Annotated in this window: 19 protein-coding genes; 3 read left to right on the forward strand and 16 right to left on the reverse strand. The window is 66.8% G+C overall.

All coding sequences use genetic code 11. The annotated features are described in order from the left end of the window. Positions 1-40: 40 nt before the first annotated feature. The 7 genes from K5554_RS11305 to ftsE all read right to left on the reverse strand — a co-directional run bounded on the left by K5554_RS11305 (position 41) and on the right by ftsE (position 7,905). Positions 41-1,945: a TRAP transporter permease gene (locus K5554_RS11305; protein ID WP_370636986.1), complete on the reverse strand. Its 1,905-nt coding sequence runs from the start codon at positions 1,943-1,945 to the stop codon at positions 41-43. 55 nt (positions 1,946-2,000) lie between these two features. Next, on the reverse strand, positions 2,001-2,513 hold the full coding sequence (locus tag K5554_RS11310) for a DUF1850 domain-containing protein (protein WP_221038566.1): 513 nt from the start codon (positions 2,511-2,513) through the stop codon (positions 2,001-2,003). 96 nt (positions 2,514-2,609) lie between these two features. Beyond that, positions 2,610-3,611 (reverse strand): TAXI family TRAP transporter solute-binding subunit, encoded by a 1,002-nt coding sequence (locus tag K5554_RS11315; protein ID WP_221038567.1) that lies wholly within the window; start codon positions 3,609-3,611, stop codon positions 2,610-2,612. A 118-nt stretch (positions 3,612-3,729) separates the two neighbouring features. After that, positions 3,730-4,917 (reverse strand): S41 family peptidase, encoded by a 1,188-nt coding sequence (locus K5554_RS11320; RefSeq protein WP_221038568.1) that lies wholly within the window; start codon positions 4,915-4,917, stop codon positions 3,730-3,732. 229 nt (positions 4,918-5,146) lie between these two features. After that, the gene (locus K5554_RS11325; RefSeq protein ID WP_221038569.1) at positions 5,147-6,304 is read right to left on the reverse strand and encodes a murein hydrolase activator EnvC; all 1,158 of its coding nucleotides are present in this window, start codon (positions 6,302-6,304) and stop codon (positions 5,147-5,149) included. A 37-nt stretch (positions 6,305-6,341) separates the two neighbouring features. After that, positions 6,342-7,229 (reverse strand): permease-like cell division protein FtsX, encoded by an 888-nt coding sequence (gene ftsX / locus K5554_RS11330; RefSeq protein WP_221038570.1) that lies wholly within the window; start codon positions 7,227-7,229, stop codon positions 6,342-6,344. Beyond that, a complete protein-coding gene (gene ftsE, locus K5554_RS11335; protein WP_221038571.1) occupies positions 7,219-7,905 on the reverse strand; it encodes a cell division ATP-binding protein FtsE in 687 nt (228 codons plus the stop codon). Before ftsE ends, ftsX begins: the two co-directional genes overlap by 11 nt. 296 nt (positions 7,906-8,201) lie before the next feature. On the opposite strand from ftsE, the gene K5554_RS11340 reads away from it, so the two are divergent. The 3 genes from K5554_RS11340 to K5554_RS11350 are packed head-to-tail and all read left to right on the forward strand — an operon-like array spanning position 8,202 to position 10,886. Next, positions 8,202-9,533: a GntP family permease gene (locus K5554_RS11340; protein WP_221038572.1), complete on the forward strand. Its 1,332-nt coding sequence runs from the start codon at positions 8,202-8,204 to the stop codon at positions 9,531-9,533. 15 nt (positions 9,534-9,548) lie between these two features. Next, positions 9,549-10,265: a DUF362 domain-containing protein gene (locus K5554_RS11345; RefSeq protein WP_221038573.1), complete on the forward strand. Its 717-nt coding sequence runs from the start codon at positions 9,549-9,551 to the stop codon at positions 10,263-10,265. Positions 10,266-10,268: 3 nt separating this feature from the next. Further along, a complete protein-coding gene (locus K5554_RS11350; protein WP_221038574.1) occupies positions 10,269-10,886 on the forward strand; it encodes a hypothetical protein in 618 nt (205 codons plus the stop codon). A gap of 74 nt (positions 10,887-10,960) precedes the next feature. Here the strand turns inward: K5554_RS11350 and K5554_RS11355 are convergent, their stop codons facing one another. From K5554_RS11355 to K5554_RS11395, 9 genes are read right to left on the reverse strand one after another with little or no spacing between them, the layout of a single operon-like run. Further along, positions 10,961-11,449, reverse strand: coding sequence for a DUF523 domain-containing protein (locus K5554_RS11355; protein WP_221038575.1), 489 nt, complete (start codon positions 11,447-11,449; stop codon positions 10,961-10,963). After that, positions 11,446-12,396 (reverse strand): transketolase family protein, encoded by a 951-nt coding sequence (locus K5554_RS11360; protein WP_221038576.1) that lies wholly within the window; start codon positions 12,394-12,396, stop codon positions 11,446-11,448. Before K5554_RS11360 ends, K5554_RS11355 begins: the two co-directional genes overlap by 4 nt. Positions 12,397-12,408: 12 nt before the next feature. After that, entirely contained in the window at positions 12,409-13,233 is an 825-nt protein-coding gene (locus K5554_RS11365) for a transketolase (protein WP_221038577.1), read from the reverse strand. A 38-nt stretch (positions 13,234-13,271) separates the two neighbouring features. After that, the gene (locus K5554_RS11370) at positions 13,272-14,024 is read right to left on the reverse strand and encodes a WecB/TagA/CpsF family glycosyltransferase (RefSeq protein ID WP_221038578.1); all 753 of its coding nucleotides are present in this window, start codon (positions 14,022-14,024) and stop codon (positions 13,272-13,274) included. Beyond that, positions 14,021-15,124, reverse strand: coding sequence for a polysaccharide pyruvyl transferase CsaB (gene csaB, locus K5554_RS11375; RefSeq protein ID WP_221038579.1), 1,104 nt, complete (start codon positions 15,122-15,124; stop codon positions 14,021-14,023). The genes K5554_RS11370 and csaB overlap by 4 nt, the downstream gene beginning before the upstream one ends. Then, the gene (locus K5554_RS11380) at positions 15,117-17,072 is read right to left on the reverse strand and encodes a DUF5693 family protein (RefSeq protein WP_221038580.1); all 1,956 of its coding nucleotides are present in this window, start codon (positions 17,070-17,072) and stop codon (positions 15,117-15,119) included. Before K5554_RS11380 ends, csaB begins: the two co-directional genes overlap by 8 nt. Continuing rightward, complete coding sequence (locus K5554_RS11385) at positions 17,069-18,166, reverse strand: glycosyltransferase family 4 protein (protein WP_221038581.1); 1,098 nt, start codon at positions 18,164-18,166, stop codon at positions 17,069-17,071. Before K5554_RS11385 ends, K5554_RS11380 begins: the two co-directional genes overlap by 4 nt. Continuing rightward, complete coding sequence (locus K5554_RS11390; RefSeq protein ID WP_221038582.1) at positions 18,156-19,514, reverse strand: O-antigen ligase; 1,359 nt, start codon at positions 19,512-19,514, stop codon at positions 18,156-18,158. Before K5554_RS11390 ends, K5554_RS11385 begins: the two co-directional genes overlap by 11 nt. Further along, positions 19,511-20,083 (reverse strand): hypothetical protein, encoded by a 573-nt coding sequence (locus K5554_RS11395; protein ID WP_221038583.1) that lies wholly within the window; start codon positions 20,081-20,083, stop codon positions 19,511-19,513. Before K5554_RS11395 ends, K5554_RS11390 begins: the two co-directional genes overlap by 4 nt. Position 20,084: the final 1 nt, after the last annotated feature.

The following is a 20,084-nucleotide window of genomic DNA, read 5'->3' on the forward strand; positions in this document are numbered from 1 at the left end:
CAGCTATTCTTCACAAAACCTTGAAAAAGGTCGGGCGCTGTTACTGCATCCGGACGCCCTCCGCCCGCTTCCGGGCCAGGCGCACGCGCTGGCTCAGGCAGGCGGCCACAAGCAGGGCGATGCCGATGATGTCCGTCTGCACCGCCGGCTGGATGAGGAGCAGCCCGCCCACAAAGAAGAGCAGGCGTTCCACCGGGTTGGCTGTCGTGACCAGAAATCCGTTGACAGCTGCTCCCACCCCCACCATGCCGATGAGCGAGGTGGCTATCATCCTCACCACCAGGGGCAGTGTGGCGTTCACCAGCAGTAAAGCCGGCGAGGTGACGAAAATGTACGGGATCAGGAAGGCGGCGATCGCCAGCTTAGAGGCGTTCACACCTGTTTGCATCGGGTTGCTCTTGGCGATGCCCGAGCCGGCATAGGCGGCCAGGGCCACCGGCGGCGTAACGTCGGCGATAATGCCAAAGTAGAAAACGAACATGTGCGCCGCAATCACCGGCACCCCGATGCGGATGAGCGCCGGGGCCGCAATCGTGGACGTGATCACGTAGTTGGCGGTGGTAGGTACCCCCATGCCTAGAATCAGCGAGGAGATCATGGTGAAAAACAGCGTGGGCAGGAGGGCGCCGTGGGCCAGGTCCACCAGGGCCGTGGCCAGCTTAAGGCCGAGCCCGGTCTTGGTTACCACGCCGATGATAACGCCGGCCGTCGCACAGGCAATCACCACCCCTAGGGCGCTGCGGGCACCCTGTTCCAGCCCGTCGATGACATCCCGCAGCGAGATCCGCGTGGAGCGCCTGAGGAGCGAAGCAAGGATCGCCAGGAGAATCGCCCAGAGCGCCGCCCGCATCGGCGTGCGGCCCGACACCAGAAGATAAATGATGGCAATCAGGGGAATGGCCAGGTGGCCCCTTTCCAGCAAAAGCCGGCCGATGCGCGGCAATTGCTCCCGCGGGATACCCTTAAGCCCCAGTTTTTGTGCCTCCAGGTGGACGCCGATCCAGATGCCGGTAAAGTAAAGAACGGCAGGGATTACCGCCGCTTTCACCACCTGAATGTAGGGGATACCGATGAATTCTGCCATGAGAAACGCGGCTGCACCCATAATCGGCGGCATCAGCTGCCCGCCGGTGGAGGCCGCCGCCTCCACGGCACCGGCAAACTCCGGCCGGTACCCCAGGCTCTTCATCATGGGGATGGTAAAGCTGCCCGTTCCGGCCACGTTGGCCACTGAACTCCCGGAAATGGTACCCATGAGCCCGCTGGAAAGCACGGCCACCTTGGCCGGGCCGCCGCTGGCCCAGCCGGCCAAAGCGTTGGCCAGGTCGATGAAGAACCTGCCCATCCCGGTTTTCTCCAGGTAGGCGCCAAAGAGGATGAAGAGAAAGATGAAGGTGGAGGATACACCCAGCGGGATGCCGAACACGCCTTCGGTGGTGAAATAGAGGTGGTCCACCAGTTGCCCTAGGGTAAGCCCCTTGTGGGCGAGAATGCCCGGCATCATGGGGCCGAGGAAGGCGTACACCAGGAAAGCGCTGGCCACGATCACGATAGGCCAGCCCACCACGCGCCGTGCCGCTTCCAGGATCAAAAACACTCCCAGGGCGCCGATGAGCAGATCCGTCGGCGTCACCCGCCCGGCCCTGAGGACCAAGTCCTGATAAAAGGCCACGATGTAAAGCGGTGTCGCGGCCGCCGCCATCGCCAGCAGGACGTCAAACCAGTGCAGCTGCGTGCGCGACCAGTTCTTGCGGCTCGGATAGAGGAGAAACACCAGGGCCATGGCGAAGGAAAGGTGGATGGAACGCTGCAGGTGAGCGTCCAGAACACCGAAGACGGCCGTATACAGTTGAAAAACGGAAAAAGCAATGGCAACAGCTGCCACCACCCGGGCCGCCGGACCCTGCAGGCGGCGGTAGTCCGACTCTTTGTCGTACTGCGCCATGAACTTATCCAGGTCGAGGGTTTCCTCTTTCGGTACAGCATCCTTCGGCACCAGGCTAATCCTCCCCCTTGCAGAGTTTCTCCCGGAAGATCTGGAACAACGTGACAGGCCTCACCTTAAGGCGGATCAAGGTACCGGGAGCAAACGTATTGTTCAGGTCAAAACGGTGCCCGCGGACGATAAGAGCCTGCCGGGCCACGGGCACGGCCCGCAGGTCAATTTCGGCAAAGTGCCGGTTGAGACCGGTTAAGATGAAGTGCCCATCCCTGTTTACCAGCTTCCCTTCCCCTGCTGAAAAAGGAAGCCCTACCCCCAGCGACTCGTACTCGGTGGACGTCAGCACCAGGTCGCCGTCCGGCCCCAGTTCGATGTTTTCGTAGCAGGGTGTCTTCTGAACCGAGTGCACGTAGGTCAGGGTGAACTGCTTTTCGGGCCACAGAGGAAAACGCAAAAGCGGCCGCCCGTCCGCACCCGTGACTACCAGACAAGGTAGCCGCCAATTCAGGAGCGCCAGCAAAGCCAGTCCCGCCGCCACGCTCGAAAGCAAACGCTGCCGTGACTTCTTCATACAAGCTGGGCACCGGGCAAGACCCGGCGCCCAGCCACCCCCCTCAGCTGCTTGCTACCGTGCTCGCTTCCCCCGCTCGGCGCGCAGGTGCTTCGCTTATTCCTTGAAGAACTTCTCTGCACCGGGGTGAAGCTTAACGGACATACCATCCTGGGCCGTCTCTTTGGTGATCAGTTTGCCGACGGCATGCGCACTTTGCAGCCGGTCCAGGTTGGTGTAGATGGCTTTGGTGATGTCATAGGCCAGCTGCTCATCCATCTTGTCGGTTACCGCCAGCATCGCCCGCACGGCCACGGCCTTGACATCCGCATCCTGCTTCGGGTAGGTCCCCGCCGGGATGGTCACCTTGGTGTAGAAGGGATACTGCTGAATCAGCTTGTCGGCCACGTCTTCCGGCACCGGTAGCAGCACCACGTCGTGCTGGGCGGCAATGTCCTGGATGGCCGCAGTGGGGAACCCGGCGGTGACGAAGGCCGCGTCTACGTTGCCGTCCTTCAGGTTGTTGGCCGCCTCGGCGAAGGACAAATACTGCACCGTAATGTCATTGTACGTAATGCCGTAAGCCCCCAGGATCTGGCGGGCGTTCGCCTCGGTGCCGCTGCCGGCGGCCCCCACGGCCACCCTCTTGCCCTTGAGACCGGCGACATCTTTAATGCCCGTCTTGGCCAGAGTGACAATCTGAATAGTCTCTGGGTAGAGGGTGGCAATGCCCCGCAGTCCCTCGACCTTCTTGTCCTTAAACATCTCGGTGCCGTTGGCGGCATAGTAAGCGATGTCGTTCTGGATAAACGCCATCTCCACGCTGCCGTCCTGCAGCATGTTCACGTTGGCCACGGAAGCGCCGGTGCTCTGGGCGCTGGCGTTGGCCCCGGGAACATTCTTATTCAGGATGTCGGCAATGGCACCGCCCAGCGGGTAGTAAGTCCCCGCGGTACCGCCGGTGGCGATGTTGACGAACTTCTTTTCCGCAGCCGGTTGCGGCTCGCCTCCTTTTTGCTCTCCCGCCGGTGCCGGCTGTGAGCTGCACCCAGCCACCAGGGTTACTGCCAGAAGCGCTGCTGCTAGAACCAAGAACCCTTTGCGTACTAACCTTTGCACCCAAAACCCTCCCCTTGAGTTATAATGTATCTTTAGTGTTAATTCTAGGTAAAGGCTAAAACTCCTCCCAATTGTGGCAGCTTTCCTCACGAGCTATTCTGCCTTTTCTCGACAGCCGCTACCACCCACCTGTTTTCGCCGCCGCAGCCTCAGGCAGCTTGCGCAGAGCCGCCAGGAGCTGGTCGTCCACCCCTTCCGCTCCCTGCTCCACCGGCACATCCGGTACCAGCCCGCGCCCTTCCAAGCTGCGCCCCGACGGTAAAAAGTACCGGGCGGTGGAGAGCTTCAGCCCGCCGCCGTTTTGCAGGCGGAAAAGGGTCTGCACCGAGCCCTTGCCGGCCGTGCGCTGTCCCACCACCACACCGGAGCCGGCATCCTGGATGGCGCCGGCCACTATCTCGGCACCGCTGGCACTCCCTTTGTCCACCAACACCGCCAGGGGCAGGTCCAGGTACGGAGAGCCGCGCGAGGTTATGGTAAAGCGTGCCTTGCCCCGCTCCTTGATGTGAAGCACCGGTTTTCCCCGGGGCACAAACACCTCCGCCACTTCCACGGCGGCAGGCAGACAGCCGCCCGGGTTGCCCCGAAGGTCCAACACCAGGTACCCCACTCCCCGCCGGCGCAGGCGGGCCAGGCCCTCCTTCAGCTCCTGCCCCGATGTTTCCGTGAACATGGTCAGGCGGATGTAGCCCACCCCGGGGTAATCGCCGAGGAGCCGGCAGCGCACCGTGGGCAGCTCCACGCGCGCCCGGGTGAGGGTGACATCCCAGGCGCGGCCGGCCCCCGCCCGGGCCACCGTGAGCACCACCCGGCTCCCCTCCGGCCCGTGCAACAGTTCTACGGCGGTCTCAAAAGTCAGGCTGCTCACTTTTTTCCCGTTGATGGCCTCGATGACATCACCGGCGGCAAGCTCGGCCTCGGCAGCCGGCGAACCCGGCACCGGTGCCTCGGCGATCACCAGCTTTCCTTGGCGCACCGTCACCAGAATCCCCACGCCGCCGCACCCGCCCCCCTGTTCCTGGGCCGCACCGGCCAGCACCGCCGGCTCAAAGTAAACGCTGTACGGGTCGTCCAGTTCCTCCACTACGCCCTGGATGGCTCCCGCCAGGAGCGCCGGCCGGCCGGTCGGCCCCACGTAGTTGCGTTCCAGAAGGTACATGGCCTCGACCACAGGCTTCAACTCGCCGAACTGCAGCAGGATGCTCTGGAGGCCGCAGTAACGCCGTATAACCACCACCAGCACCAACCCCAGGAGCATGGCCGCTACGAGTCCCCCCAGCCGCCGCTGCCAGCGCTTTCTGCGCACCCTGCGCCCCCCTTCCGGGTATTGCGCGTCCTTTTCATCTTCTTGTTCTATTTATATTATTCTTTTCGCCGTTCACCGCCTTAAACCCTGTTGCTCCTTAACATTAGTGCGCCCCGAAGCATAAAAAAGAACGGCCGCTCGGCCGTTCACTTTTTATGCTCCCACGCGAGGGCGGCCGCACCGCCTGAGCCCCCCACGGGCCCGGCCGGGCGCCGTCCGGCCGCCCGGCTTACAGGTAGCTGAGCGGATTCACCGGCGTACCGTTCACCCGCACCTCAAAGTGACTGTGGGGGCCGGTGGAGAAGCCGGTGCTGCCCACCCGGGCGATGGCCTGGCCCCGGCGTACCTTCTGTCCCACGGAAACCAGGAGGGCCGAGTTGTGCCCGTACAGGGTGGCGATCCCGCCGCCGTGGTCGATGACCACCGTTTTACCGTACCCGCCGTACCAGTCCGCCATGATCACCGTCCCGTCGGCGGCCGCCACCACCGTTTGCCCCGCCGGCGCGGCGATGTCCAGCCCCGTGTGGAGCTTCTTCGTCTTAAAAATCGGATGCACCCGGTAGCCAAAGTAGGAGCTGATCCGCCCCGCCGTGGGCCAAGCCAACGCGCCTTTGCCGCGCGAAACCGTGCCGGGCCCGCTCTTGGACTGCAGCTGGCGGATGGCGTACTCCAGTTCCCGCGAGGTCTGCTCCAGTTCATCCAGGGCGCGCTCATAGGCCTCCTTCTGCTTCTGCGTCGCAGCCAGCAGGCGCTCCTTCTCCTTACTGCTGGCTTCTATGCTCGCCTTCTTCTCCTGGGTGGCCGCCTGCAGTTCAAGCAGCTCCGCCTTCTTTTGTTCGAGCTCCCCTTTCTTGTCCTCAATCTGGGCGCGCTTTACCTTGATGGCTTCCATGAGCTTGACATCCTGCGCCACGATCTCCTTCATGAGATCAAAACGGTCCAGCAGCTGGTTGAAATCCTGCGAGCTCAAAAGTACCTCCAGGTATGTAGCCGGTCCGTTTTCCTGCATGGCCCGCAGGCGCTGCCCCAGTATGTCCGTCTGTTCGGCCAGGTCCTTTTCCGCCGCCTGAAGGGCGGCCGTGGTTTCACGGATGCTCTTTTCCGTACCGGTCAGCCGCGCTGTAAGATAGGCCAGGTCGTTCTGGGCCTGCTCCAGCTCCTGTTCCAGGGCATTCAACTGCGCCGTGAGGTTCCGCTCAACCTTTTTCGTTTGACTCAGCTGCTGCGCGGTGGCCTGTTTCTGCTGCTCTACCCTTTTGAGTTCCTGCTGCTTTTGCTGCAGCGGCGGCGTGGCTTGTCCCGGCAGGCCCGCCAGCAGGGTGAGGAGCAGGGCCAGTCCGGCAGCCGCAGCCAGCCTCCACCTTCCCGTCGCACGCTTCACAGCCATTCTCCTCTCCTTTCATTTCCCTGGACGATGTCCCAGGTCAGACCCGCAGGAACCGTCGCACCGAGATGGCACTCCCCAGGCCGCCCACCAGCAGCCCCAGCCCCACAAGGAGCAGGCTCAGGCGCCCCAGGAGGTCGCCGGGAGCCAGGAGCGGTACGAAGGGCAACGTCGTATAAACGTTCGCCGCCAGCCAGGCATAAAAGCGTACCACCAGGAGCACGGCGGGCAGGCTGCCGATGAAGCCCAGGCAGAGTCCTTCCAAGAGAAAGGGCCAGCGGATGAACCAGTCCGTTGCCCCCACCAGCTTCATGATGCTGATCTCCCGGCGCCGGGCAAAGACCGTCAGGCGGATGGTGTTGGAGATGAGGAACACCGTCCCCGCCACCAAAAGGAGCACTATCCCCAGCCCGGCGTAGCGGATGGCGCGGGTAAGGGCAAACAGCCGCTCGATAATCTCTTCTTTGAAGCTCACCTTGGCTACCCCGGGAAGCTTCTTCAGTTCCTCCACCACCGGTTTAACGTCCCCGGGCGTCAAGGTTCGCACCTCCACCGCGTTGCGCAGCGGGTTGTTCTTTTCCACCGCCGCCAGGAGGTCCCGGCGCTCACCGAACTGCTCTTTTAGGCGCTGCAGCGCCTCCTCCTTGCTGACAAAGCGCGCCTCGCGCACGCCGGGCAGCCCTTTGACCTGGTCGATAAGTTCCACCTGCGCCGCGCCGCTCACCTTGTCGTCCAGGTAGGCGGTCACCTCCACCTGGTTTTCCAGCGTGCCGGCGATGTGGTTCAGGTTGGCGACACCCAAAAGAAAAACGCCTAGGATGAGCAGCGAAAGGGCCACCGTGCTGATGGAGGCCAGGCTCATGAGCCGGTTGCGCACCAGGCTGCGCCCTGTCTCCCGCAGGTAAAATTCCCAGGTGCTAAACCTCACGGTCGTAGCCCCCCTTTTCTTCGTCCCGCACCACGCGCCCGTGCTCCAGGGCGATCACCCGCCGCCGCAGCCGGTCGACGATGTCGCGGGCGTGGGTGGCCACCACCACTGTGGTCCCGCGCTGGTTGATCTCCACCAAAAGCTTCATAATCTCCCACGACGTCTCGGGGTCCAGGTTGCCGGTGGGTTCATCCGCCAGGAGGATGGGCGGATTGTTCACCAGTGCCCGCGCCAGCGCCACCCGCTGCTGCTCCCCGCCGGAAAGCTCCGCCGGCTTGGCGCGCGACTTGTGCCCCAGACCGACCAGGTGCAGCACCTGCGGCACCCGGCGCAAGACCTCCCGGCGCGGCGCCTCCACCACCCGCAGGGCAAAGGCCACGTTCTCAGCCACCGTCCGCTCCGGCAGCAGCCGAAAGTCCTGAAACACCATGCCGATCTTGCGGCGGTAAAAGGGAACGTCCACCGGCCGCAGCCGCCCCGTATCCACGCTGTCCACCACGATTTGGCCTTCGGTCGGCCGTTCTTCGCGCAAGAGCAGGCGGACAAAGGTGGATTTACCGGCGCCGCTCGGCCCCACCAGAAAGACAAATTCGCCTTTTTTTATGGTAAGCGAGACGTTCGTCAGCGCCGTAATGCCCTTGGCGTACACCTTGGTGACCCCGCGAAACTCGATCACCCGCCGACACTCCTCGTCCTTGAACTGCCAGAAAGCCTGTCCCTTCGCCAGGCGCCATAGGTCTTCGACAATGCGTCATGGAAATCCTTTTTTAACTACAGTTTCTTTCGCAGGAAAAATTCGGCAGCCGCCCGCGCTTGTGAACTTTATTTACGTTAATTACTTAAGTTTCATAAACAGGCGAAGCCGGGGAGAAAGTCGAACAACCTGTTCCGGAAAAGGGGTGGTGAACAAAAAACCGGAGCTGCGCCTCACCTCTATCTCAACACCCGCGATAAGAAAAGGGGGTTAAACAAGTGGGCGGCACCTGGCTGATCGTTGCCTTTGTCCTGGCCATCTTCTTCCTCGTCCTTCTCATCGGGAAATTCAAGCTGCACCCGTCCCTGGCCATCCTGCTGGTCGTCCTGGCTCTAGGTCTGGTCATCGGTCTGGGGCCGAAGAAAACCCTTGACCTTACCTATTCAGGCTTTGCCGGCACACTTAAATCCATCGGCATCGTGATCTTCCTCGGTACGGTGATGGGCCAAATTCTTGAGGAAACCGGCGCCGCCGTCTCCATCACCAAGACCATCATCCGCCTGGTGGGCGAAAAAAACGTCGACCTGGCCGTCGCCATCAGCGCGGCCTTCCTGGGGATCGCCGTTTTCGCCGACTCGGTCGTGATCATCCTCATTCCTATCGTCGCCACCATCGCCTACTACACCAAGCGCAGCATGAGCGGCCTGGGCACCCTGCTCTTCCTGGCCGCCTATATCACGCACTCGCTGGTCCCGCCGACGCCGGGGCCGCTGGCCGCTGCGGCCGTTCTGAAGCTGGACCTGGGAACGTCCATCTTCTGGGGAATTGTGGTATCCATCCCCACCGTCATCGTCACCTGGCTCTACTGCAAGTACCTGGAGAAAAAGTACTGGGTGGAGCCCAAGCCGGAACATGTCGCCGCCGCTAAACAGGCGGAAGAAGCCGGGACGGCGCTGCCCGGCTCCTTCGGGTCCTTTATGCCCATCCTGCTCCCGGTGGTCTTCATCACCGCAGCCAGCCTGATGGAGAGCGCCCTCAAGGGGACGACTGCAGCCGGCGTGATGAGCTTCCTGGGCGATCCCATGGTGGCTCTTCTTATCGGCACCTTTCTGGCCATGGCGCTCGCCGGGCGCTGGGACAAGACGGTGCTTAACGATTGGGTAGAAAAAGGCATCGCCGGCTCGGCCATGCCCATCATCGTCACCGGCCTGGGCGGCGCACTCGCGGCGCTGCTCAAAGACGGGCCGCTCTCCAAGGAACTGGCCCAGATGATCGTCAGCTCCGGTCTGCCGCCCATCGTGGTGCCGTTCGTCATCAGCGCCGTGGTCTGCACCATCACCGGCTCCAACACCGTGGGCGTCCTGACCGGCGCCGCGCTCATGGAACCCATGATCGGTTCCCTCGGGCTGAGCCCCCTGGCCACCTTCCTGGCCTGTGCCTCGGGCGGCCAGTGGATCAAGATCCCTAACTCCAGCGGGTTCTGGGTAACAACTACCCTCTCCAATATGGACCTGCCCATCGCCATGCGCACCATCACCCCGGCCACCGTCATCTCCGGTGCCGTCTCCTTTGGGTTTACTTTGCTGCTCATGGCGCTCCACATCATCTAATGAGGAGGTAGTCCCATGCGCATCAACCCCGATCTTTGCATCGGCTGCGGCTCCTGCGTCCCGTACTGCCCCATGCGCGCCATCAGCCTGAAAGACCACGCCGTGGTGAACGAGGACGAGTGCGTGGAGTGTGGCATCTGCATCCGCGCCGGCGTCTGCCCCGTGGACGCCTTCGAGCCGCCTGAGCTCGAGTACCCGCGCATCCTGCGCCAGGTCTTCTCCGATCCTCTGGTGACCCACCCCGGCACCAACGTCCCCGGGCGCGGCACCGAGGAGATGAAGACCAACGACGTCACCGGCCGCTTCCGCCGCGGTCACGCCGGCATCGCCGTGGAGCTCGGCCGGCCCGGCACCGGCACCCGCCTCTACAACGTGGAGAAGGTGGCCCAGGCGGTGGCCCCCTTCGGCGTCAAGTTCGAGCCGAAGAACCCCACCACCCAGCTCATGGTGGACCAGAGCACCGGGAAATTAAAGGACGACTGCCTGAACGAGAAGGTCCTTTCCGCCATTGTGGAGTTCGACTGCCGGGAGGACCAGGTGGTGCCCATCCTCACCGCCATCAAGAAGGTGGCGGCCGAGCTCGATACTGTCTTCTCGCTGGACATCTGCAGCCGCGTGGCGGAGGACGGCACCATCCCCACGGCGGAGCTGGCCCGCCGGGCCGGGTTCACCCCTTCCATCAACGGCAAAACCAACGCCGGCCTCGGCCGGCCCCTGGCAAAGGAGGACTAACCCATGACCCACACCCTGCACCGAAGCGGCGACCCCGCGGGCCTGGCCCACGACTACGTGATCTTTGCCATCGCGGCCCAGGGGATCAACTCCCAGGGCGCGGCCCCCAAGTTCAAACGGTTCGCCGACATCGCTTTGAAGTACAACCCGGTGAACTTCGGCGACATGAAGAGCGGGAACATGTTCACCGTGGGGAAGGACGAGATTCTGGGGAACTTCCGGGAGAACTCCATCGTCCACGCGGTGTTCACGGATAAAGAGACTGTCCTCAAGTGCCTGAAAGAGGTGAAGGAGGCGGACATCGGGCTTTCCATCGTGGTCTCGGGCCTGGTGCACGAGGTGGGCGAGGCCTGCTGCGCCGCCGGGACGGCGGCGCACACGGTGGAGCACTCGCTGGGGATCCACGGGGCGAGGGAGAAGCTCCCGGCCCCGGCGGTGCTCGACATCAGCACGATGTGCGGCCACGGCATGGTGGCCTTCTCGCTGGTGGAACACCTGGTGGACGAGGTGAAGGCCGGGCGCACCACGGTGGAAAAGGCGGCCCAGGAGCTGGCCAAGCAGTGCGTCTGCGGGGTCTTTAACCCTGTGCGGGCGGCGGAGATCATCCAAAGGCTGCTGTAGGTAACGCCCCCACGGCCGTTGTACGCGGGCCCCACGCCGATAAATCTTAAGGGCGGCCCTCACGGGCCGCCCTTTTATCTACCCTCGGCATCGTCGCGCTGCTCGGGGTTCTTCTCTTCCTCAGAGCGCACCGCGATGCCGGCACCGGCCAAGGCGGCGGCCAGCACGCCCCGGCCAGGGCGCAGCCGGCCGCTGAAGCTGCCGTCGTGGACAACCTTCACCCCGCAGGCCGGGCTGCGCTCCTTGAGAACGGCCTGCCGCACCTCCAGGCGCCGCGCCAGCTCGACGCCCGCGCGGGCGCCGGCCAGGTAGGCGGCGGTAACGTCCTTCCCTTCCCGGTTCACCACGCGCGCCCGCCCTGCCAGCACGTCCGCCCCGTCGCCGCCCTGGATCTCGGCCGGCGGCCGGGGCGTGCTCAGGCCCCCCGCCACCTCCGGGCAAAACGGCACGGCCGCGCCCCGCGCCACCAGATCCTTGAGCGGCGGGCAGCCCTTCTCTTTCCCGTCGTAGCGGCAGCGCTGCCCGGCCAAGCAGGCGCTCACCAGGAGGGGCGCTTTTTTCATGCCCGCCCCGCCTTGCGCGCCAGGGCGCGCTCGGCCGCCGCCGCGATGTGCGCGGCGGTGAGGCCGTAGTGCTCCAGGAGTTCCGCCGGCTTGCCCGACTGGCCGAATACGTCCCGCACGCCGACCCGTTCCAGCGGCACAGGGCACTTTTCGCCCAGCACCTCGGCCACGGCGCTCCCCAGGCCGCCGATGATGTTGTGCTCTTCGCAGGTCACCACCGCCCCGGTTTGGCGGGCCAGTGCAACTACGGCTTCCTCGTCCAAGGGCTTGAGGGTGGACACGTTCAGCACGGCGGCCCGGATGCCCTTCTCCGCCAGTTGCCTCGCCGCCTGCAGGGCCTCGGCCACCAGGATGCCGCAGGCGAAAAGCGCCACATCCTCGCCCCGGCGCAGAACGGCCGCCCGCCCGATGGTGAACTCGTAATCCGCATCGAAGAGCACCGGCACGCTGGAACGTCCCAGCCGGATGTACACCGGCCCGTTGTGCGCCGCCGCCGCCCGCACGGCCTGTTTGGTCTCCGGCCCGTCCGCCGGGACGATCACCGTCATCCCGGGGAGGGCGCGCATGAGGGCGAGGTCCTCGATGGACTGGTGCGAGGCCCCGTCCTCGCCCACGGTGATGCCGGCGTGGGTGGCGCAGATCTTTACGTTGAGGTGCGGGTAGGCGATGGAGTTGCGCACCTGGTCGAAGGCGCGCCCGGCGGCGAAGACGGCGAAGGTGCTGACGAACGGCACTTTGCCCGCCGCCGCCAGGCCGGCCGCCGTGCCCATCAGGTTGGCCTCGGCGATGCCCATGTTGAAGAAACGCTCGGGGAAGATCTTGGCGAAGCCGGCGGTCTTGGTGGACTTGGAGAGGTCGGCGTCCAGCACCACTATGTCTTTGCGCTCGCGCCCGAGCTCCACCAGGGCCTCGCCGTAAGCGTCGCGGGTAGCCACTTTTTGTGCCATGTTACTGCCTCCTCACGCCAGTTCGGCCAGGGCGCGCTCGGTTTCTTCCGCGCCGGGCGCCTTGCCGTGCCAGTCGGCCTGGTTCTCCATGAAGGAGACGCCCTTGCCTTTGACTGTGTGGCAGATGATGATACTGGGCTGGCCGCTCACCGCCCGCGCTGCTTCGGTGGCTTCCAGGATCTCTTTGAAGTTGTGCCCGTCCACGCTGAGGACGTTCCAGCCGAAGGCCTTCCATTTGTCCGCCAGGGGCTCGGGGTTCATGACGCTGCGGATGGGCCCGTCGATCTGCAGGCGGTTGTAGTCGAGATAAGCGGTGAGGTTGTCCAGGCGGTAGTGGGCCGCCGCCATGGCCGCTTCCCACACCTGACCCTCTTCGTTTTCGCCGTCGCCGAGAAGGACGTACACCCGCCAGTCGGCCTTGTCGAGCCGCGCCGCCAGGGCCATGCCGCAGGCGGCGGAAAGTCCCTGGCCCAGGGAGCCGGTGGACATCTCTACGCCGGGCACTTTCTTCATATCCGGGTGGCCCTGCAGGGGGCTGCCCAGCCGGCGAAGCGTGGTGAGCTCCGCCACGGGGAAGTAGCCGCGCTCGGCCAGCACGGCGTAGAGGGCCGGCGCCGCGTGTCCCTTGGAAAGGACGAAGCGGTCCCGCTCCGCCCAGTCCGGCCGCGCCGGGTCCAGCCGCATGACGTGCAAATAGAGCGCCGTCAGCACCTCCACGGCGGAAAGCGATCCGCCCGGGTGGCCGCTTCCGGCCGCCCCCACCATCCGGATGATGTCGCGCCGGATGGCCCGCGCCTTCTCTTCCAGGCGCGCTCTGATCTCTGCATCCAGGTCCATTGACCTTCCTCCTTCGTTCGCGCTCATCCGCCTCTACTTTACTCCCGGCGCCGGCCTCCGGCCAAGGCCTCCCCCAGCACCGCCAGGACGAAGCGCGGCAATAACAGCGCCCGCCCTAGGCGGCGCGGCTGCCGGAGCAACCGGTAGAGCCACTCCAGCCCCAGGCCCCGGAAAAGCTGCGGCGCCCGCTCCACCCGGCCGGCGAAAACATCCAGGCTGCCGCCCACCCCCAGGGCCAGGCGCGCCGGCAGCTCCCGGCGGTGCCGGGTGAGCCAGAGCTCCTGCTTGGGCGCCCCCAGGGCCGCCACCAGTATGTCGGGAGCCGCCGCCTGGATCTCAGCCAGCACCGCCGGCTCTTCGGCCGCGCTGAAATACCCGTGGTGCGTGCCGGCCACCGGAAGCGTCGGCCAGCGTTCCTTGAGCCGCCGTGCCGCCTCTTCCGCCACCCCCGGGCGCCCGCCCAAAAAGTACACCGTAAAGCTCTCGCGGGCGGCCAGCGCCAGGACGGCCTCCAAAAGCTCAATGCCCGGGACGCGCTCAGGCACCGGCGTACCCAAGAGGCGTGCCGCCCACACCACCCCGATGCCGTCCGGCACGGTAAGATCGGCCGCCGCCAGCGCCGCCTTGAGGGCCGGGTCCTGCTGGGCGCGGGCGATAATCTCGGCGTTGGGGGTGAAGATGAGGCGCGGCCCCGCACCGCTCTCCCGCAGCCAGCGCGCGGCCAGCGCCAGTGCCTCCCGGAGGCCCACCGGCCAGAGCGGCACCCCCAGCACCCACACCCGCTCCCTCATGCCCGCCCCTCCCCCCTGAGAAGGGCCGCGGCCAGCTCCGCATTGCGCCAGGCGCGCTGCGCCAGGGCCGTCGAGACCTCGAGGAGGTGCGCGCGGGTGGCCTCATGCTCCCGCCATACCCGGGTGAGGGCTGCCGCCGCCCGCTCGGGATCCAGGTCTTCCACCGTGCCTGCCACCGGCTGGCCGGCGATTTGCAGGAAGCTCGCCACCTTCGGGTCGTAGACCACGCCCAGGTGAGGCACGCCCTGCAGCGCTGCAAAGATGAGGGCGTGCAGCCGCATACCCAGCACCAGGTCCATGGCTCCGTAGAGCGCCATCACCGTGGGTACAGCACAGCGCTCCGCCACCACCCAGGCAGGCCGCCGCATCAGCGCCGCCACCTCCCGCGACACCTCCAGGTCTCCCGGGTGTTGCATGGGAAGAAAGACCACCTCCACCCCTTCGGCGGCGGCAAACAGCTCCGCCGCCCGCGCCAGGGCCGCCTTGTAGCCCTCGAGGCGCTGCCAGGGCCGCACCGAGATGCCCAGGCGGGGTCGCCCGGCCGGCACCCCGGCCCGGGCCAGCACCGCCTCGGCCGCTTCCCGCCCCGCCGGCGCCAGGGTGAACACCGCGTCCGCCGTCACCTCAATGGGCGGGCGCGTCACCCCCAGCTCCGCCAGCACGGCCGCCGAGCCGGCGTCGCGCACCGTGATCTGGTCCACCAGGTTACCCAGGCAGCGCACCAGCAGGCGGTTCAGGCGCCCGCGCACCGGACCAACTCCGTTGCCGTAAAGCATCACCTTTTTACCATATACCTTGGCCAGCGCCACAATTCCTAAGTAATACGGAATGGAGCGGTTGCTGGTGACATCCTGCAGCAGGCTCCCCCCGCCGCTCACCAGAAGATCCGCCTGCCTTAAGGCCTGCCGCACGGCGCTCAGGTTGCCCCGCTCCACCGCGGCCACGCCGTAGGCGGCTGCCGTTTCGGCCGGATTGCCGGAAAGGACGGTAATCTCTACCGCCGGCACCACCCGCCGCAGTGCCGCCACCGTTGCCGCCAGGATGGCCTCATCCCCGGCGTTACCGAACCCGAAGTAGCCGGACAGCACCACCTTAGGCATGCCGCTTCTTCCCTCCTCCCATCAACTGCCCGGCCACCGCCGCCAGGCAGCCCAGGACCCCGCCCAGCGCCAGGCCCAGCAGCGCCCGGGCCAGCGAGATAAGGAACGGGGTGTGCAGGTGAACGAAGGTATTAAGGAGCGAGGCAGGACCCACTGCCGCCAGCGTCACCAGGTAGGGCCGCCACCAGCGCCCGCCTCCCCACCCGGCTGCCGCCAGGAAGAGGGCCGGGTGGCCCACGAGAAACTCCTTGGTGCGCGGCCGCACCAAAAGTGTGCTCTCAAGAAAACTGCGGGCTTTGAGCTCCCAGGCCGGGATGGGGATCACCGATACGTTGCCGCTGCGGTTAAATAGTACCCAGACAACCAGCGCCAAGCCAGCCAGGGCGAAGAGTTCCGCCGGGGCAAAGAACGGCCGCCGCCACCAGCCGGCCCGCATAAGGTCCGCGCGGCGCGCCCAGAGGAACACCGCTGCCAGGGTAAGGGCGTACGCCAGTTTAATCCCGGCGAAGGCATCCAGCTTCAGCAGAAAGCGCGTATCGCCCAGGAGGGCCTGGATGACGAGCGCCCCTGCGAGCGCCGGCCCCCCGGCCAGCACCAGCGCCGTAAGGCCGGCCGCCAGCGGGCGGCGTGCCCGCAGCTCTTCCGCCTCGGCCAGTCCCCAGACCACCCCTAGGGCCGGGGCCGCCCCGGCCACCCCCAGGGCCGCCGCCTTGCGCAGCAGCGTCAGATCCGCGGCAGGGAGCACCAGCGGAAAAATGAGGAGCAGGGTAACCGCCAGGATGACCGCTGTACGCTGTTTCCGGACATCCCAGGCCGCTGCGCTCACGGCCAGGCCCGCCAGTGCCGAAAAGAGCAGGGCCAGGAGGTGCCGGTCCACTTCATAGGGGCGAAACGGCTGGGGCGCGCCCAGCTGAAAACCCGCCGCCTGTACCGCCGCCACCGCGCGCGCCAGGTGTCCCAGGTTGCTGTCCGCCAGGGCCGCGTCGGCACCGCGGGTCGTCCAGGCGTGCGCCTTGGCCGGGGACGGCACCGGGTGCCAGAGGAGGTGCGGAATCACCAGGCGCACATTGCGATCCCGCACGGCCAGGAGGTACTCCTGGTAAACCGTGTGGACCGGCCGCTCATAGACGCGCACCGCGCGGTAGCCCCCGGCAGCCGCCACCGCCTCTGCCCCGGGCGGCAGGTTGAACTCCGGCACCCCTTGGACAATGCCCTGGGCCCCCAGCCCCTCGCCGACGTATGTCCTGAGCGGCGCCGGCACCGGTCCGGGCAGCACCAGGTGCGCCCCAAACTCCTCCAGGGCCGCGATGTCCAGGGCGAATTCCGCCCGCGTTTTCGCCCCGTCCAGCCAGGCGGGGACCGGCTCGAAGCCCAAGCGTCGCACCGCAGCGACCTGGCGCGGGTCGACGCCCAGGCCCACGTGCTCCAGATCGGCCCAGCGCGCCGCCACCCCCAGCACATAGGTATTATCCCCGGCCCAGGTGTGCAACTTGCCCGGGTAGCGCAGTCTGAGGCGCTCCTCAAGCCGGGCGAACAGGCCTGCATCGTCCAGCACCAGGTACGTGTCCGCCCCGCGGAAGGCGGGGCCGGCCAGAACCGCCCGCACCGTCGGGTCGGCCGGCGCAAGCAGCCGCCCCGCCCGTGCCAGCTCCCAGCCGCTGAACGCCTGCAGCCGGCCCGTCTGGGCGAGCCGGCCCAGGGTGTCTTCGCGCAGCACAGCATAGCCTGCCCCTTCCTGGTGGAGGGCACTGGCCAGTTCCGACGCCGGCAGGCGCGCCGCCTGCGCCACTCCCTGAACCTCGTTCCAGTCGAGCGCCACCCCTACACGGTCACTGGCCTTGACGGCCACGGCATTGCGGCCCACGATAAAAGCTGCCGCTAAGACGAGAGGAACCAAGAAAACCAGAGCCGCCCGCCTGCAACCGCGCCGCCTGCCCCGCTCGCTCAAGCCCTGCCCCTCCTCCGCTTCGCCAAGAGCTCCTCGTAAATCGCCGCCGTTTCCCTGGCCATGGCCGCCCGGGAAAAGCGGCTCCAGGCCAGCTGCTGCCCGGCGCGCCCCAGCTGGGCCGCGCGCTTGCGATCGCGCAGCAGCCGCTCCACGGCCGCCGCCACCTGCTCCGGCTCACCGGGCGGCACTAAAAGCCCCGTCACCTCCGGCTCCACCACCTCGGTGATGCCACCCACCGCCGTCGCCACCACGGGCTTGGCAGCCGCCATGGCTTCCAGGAGCACCAGCCCCAGGCCCTCCCGGTGCGAGGTGAGCACCGCCACATCCAGCGCGGCAGTAACGGCGGCCACGTCGCGCCGGTAGCCCAGGAAGTGAAACTCACTCCCCAGCCCAAGCCGGCTCGCCAGTTCCTTGAGCTCGCCGGCGGCCGGCCCGCTCCCGGCCAGCAAAAAGGCGGCTTCCGGGCAGCGGCGCTTCACCAGCGCCGCTGCTCGGATGAAATCCTGGGGCGCCTTTTCCGGCACCAGGCGCGCCACCATCCCCACCAGCGGGCGACCGCCCACCCCCAGTTCCAGGCGCACCGCCGCTCCGCTGGCGCGGGCGAATTCATCCACGTCGATGCCGTTGGGCACCACCTCGATCTGCCGGACATCCACCCCTTCGGCCTGCACCTGGGCGGCCACCGCCTCCGAGATCGCGATCACCGCATCCGTTAAGGCGTGGGCGGCCAAGCGGTTAAGCCGGCGTTTCCAGGCGGGCGCCGGGCGGCCGCCACCCAACCCGTGGCGCGTCAGCACCAGCACCGGCACCCGCGCCAGGCGCGCCGCCACCCGTCCCGCCAGGCTGGCATGGGTGTGCACCACATCGTAGCGGCCGCCGGCCAGAAAACCGTACACCTCGCGCACCGCCGCCGCGCTGAAGGACACGTCGCCCCGGCTGAGGAGGAGCGGCCGCCAGCCCTGCCGCTTAAGTTCCGCCTCCAACTCGCCGCCGCCCGGGCAGGCTACCGCCACCTCCATCCCTTCTGCCGCCAGGCCGGGCAGCAGGTTGAGGAGGTAGCGCCCCGCCCCGCCCACGTTCCGGTCACTCACCACGTGCAGTACGCGCAGGGCCGCCCGCCTCCCTTCCCACGGCCAGCACCAGCCCGAGCGCGGCCCAGAAAAGCAGCGTCAGCTTGGGGCTGTACCAAACGTTATCCACCGCCCCGTGGAGGAGAAAACCGGCCAAGGAGGCCAGGAGCGCCGCCAGCAGCCCCTGCCGCCGCCCGGCCAGGCGCGGCAAGGCGCTCAGGGCGCGGGCGGCCACCGCCCCAAGCAGCCATAAGAAGGCCACGAGGCCCGGCACGCCCAGCTCCAACGCCAGCTGCAGGTACAGGTTGTGGCTGTGCATGGCGGGCGTGCCCGCCAGCATAAACTGCGGGTAAACCTGGTTGAAGGCGGCGCTGCCCAGCCCGATGCCGGTGGACCAGTAGGCGGCGATCATCCGGAGCACCGCCAGCCAAATGGAAAGCCGGAAGGTATTGGAGCTGTCCTCCAGGCTCCCGATGCTGGCGGCCCGGGTAAGCACCTGGCCCGGGGCTGCGAGCGGCAAAAGCACCAGACCAACCGCCACCAGGAGAAGCAGCCGCCGGTCCCAGAGGATGCCTAGCACCACGAGGGCCAGGCCCACCGCCAGCCACCCGCCGCGCGAAAAGGTGAGGATAAGCCCGGCCCCGGCGCAGGCCAGCACCAAAAGCCACACCAGGCGCGCGCCCCAGCGCCGCTCGCGCAGGAAAAACACCAGGGCCGGCGGGAGTACAAAGGTGAGGTACTCTGCAAAGATATTGGGGTTGTCAAAAGTGGAGAACACGCGGGTTTTGATATCTTCCGCCTGCCGGGCATCAATCCAGGAGAGAGACGTCTGGACCCCGCTCCTGTACTGCGCCAAGGCCAGGAGCCCCGTGAGGGCGCCGGCGAGCAGCAGGCCGCCCAAGAGCCACCCCGCCTCTTTCGGGCGCGGCAGCACCGCCATGAGGTAAAAAGCCAGGAAATCGAGCGCGTAAAGCGGCAGCACACTCAGGCTGGCCCGCCGCGTTACCGAAAAGGCCACGCCCATCAGCACAAAGAAGATGAAGGCAAACAGCGGCAGCTCCACTCCGGTGGCCGCAAGTACGCGCTCGCCCGCCAGCAGGCGCCGCAGCGCCCAGATTGCAGCCACGGCCAGGAGCAGCTCACCCGCCGACAGGGTAGGCAAAAAGGCCAGGCCTGCCAGGAAGAGGTAGAGGCCGGCAGCCGGCCGCTGCCAGATGAGCACCGCCGCTCCCAACGCCGCCAGGTACTTGGCCGCCACCTGGGCCGGCAGCAGGCCGGGCAGGAGAGCGACCAAGAGCCCCGTCAAAAGGCCGGCGGTAAGCGGCGGCAGGTTCTTCTTCGGTTGTACAGCCATAAGGGTCGGTGTGCTCACCTGGACTCCTCCTCGCCCCTCCCTAAGTTTACGAGCCAGCGGCCGAGGCGCACCGCCAGGCTCCCCTCCCACCAGCGGGCCGGCTCGCCGGGCGACACGGCCAGCACGCCGCCGGCAAGGGCCAGCAGGGCTGCCGCAGCCAGCCGGCGCGGGGTGAGCCCGCCCCGGGCCCAGCCCAGAAGCACCACGCCGGCGGAAAGGCCCAGCGCCCCGCCCGCCAGGAAAGCAGCGCCGCCGCGCACCGCGCTCGCTTTCAGCCCCCGGGCGGCCTCCGCCACCCGGGAAGAGGCCAGGGCCGCCCGGCCCCAGCGCCCGGCCGCCAGGGCTGCAGCCTCCAGCCGCCGCCCCCAGCGGCCGCTCCACGCCGCCGCCCGGCTGCCTGCCAGGAGCCGGCTTCCCGCCAGGTCCTGCGCCAAGAACCGGCCGGCAAGGCTCCCCCGCCCGGCAGCCGTAAGGAAGCCGGCCGTCCCGGCGAGCAGCCGCGCCGTAACGCTCCCGGCCGCCCAGCGCATAAGCCCCTTAAGCAACCGGCCTGTCAAGCTGTCCTCCCAGCTGCGGGTTACGTCCACG

Source organism: Gelria sp. Kuro-4 (genome assembly GCF_019668485.1).
Taxonomy (GTDB): Bacteria; Bacillota; DTU030; order DUMP01; family DUMP01; genus DUMP01.

What these genes read in the sequence shown, in the direction of transcription:
- K5554_RS11350 (WP_221038574.1), top strand. Translation starts at nt 10,269, where the DNA reads ATGACCCACACCCTGCACCGAAGCGGCGACCCCGCGGGCCTGGCCCAC.
- K5554_RS11345 (WP_221038573.1), top strand. Translation starts at nt 9,549, where the DNA reads ATGCGCATCAACCCCGATCTTTGCATCGGCTGCGGCTCCTGCGTCCCG.
- K5554_RS11305 (WP_370636986.1), bottom strand. Translation starts at nt 1,945, where the DNA reads ATGGCGCAGTACGACAAAGAGTCGGACTACCGCCGCCTGCAGGGTCCG.
- csaB (WP_221038579.1), bottom strand. Translation starts at nt 15,124, where the DNA reads ATGCCTAAGGTGGTGCTGTCCGGCTACTTCGGGTTCGGTAACGCCGGG.
- K5554_RS11370 (WP_221038578.1), bottom strand. Translation starts at nt 14,024, where the DNA reads ATGAGGGAGCGGGTGTGGGTGCTGGGGGTGCCGCTCTGGCCGGTGGGC.
- K5554_RS11310 (WP_221038566.1), bottom strand. Translation starts at nt 2,513, where the DNA reads ATGAAGAAGTCACGGCAGCGTTTGCTTTCGAGCGTGGCGGCGGGACTG.
- K5554_RS11355 (WP_221038575.1), bottom strand. Translation starts at nt 11,449, where the DNA reads ATGAAAAAAGCGCCCCTCCTGGTGAGCGCCTGCTTGGCCGGGCAGCGC.
- K5554_RS11325 (WP_221038569.1), bottom strand. Translation starts at nt 6,304, where the DNA reads ATGGCTGTGAAGCGTGCGACGGGAAGGTGGAGGCTGGCTGCGGCTGCC.
- K5554_RS11360 (WP_221038576.1), bottom strand. Translation starts at nt 12,396, where the DNA reads ATGGCACAAAAAGTGGCTACCCGCGACGCTTACGGCGAGGCCCTGGTG.
- K5554_RS11365 (WP_221038577.1), bottom strand. Translation starts at nt 13,233, where the DNA reads ATGGACCTGGATGCAGAGATCAGAGCGCGCCTGGAAGAGAAGGCGCGG.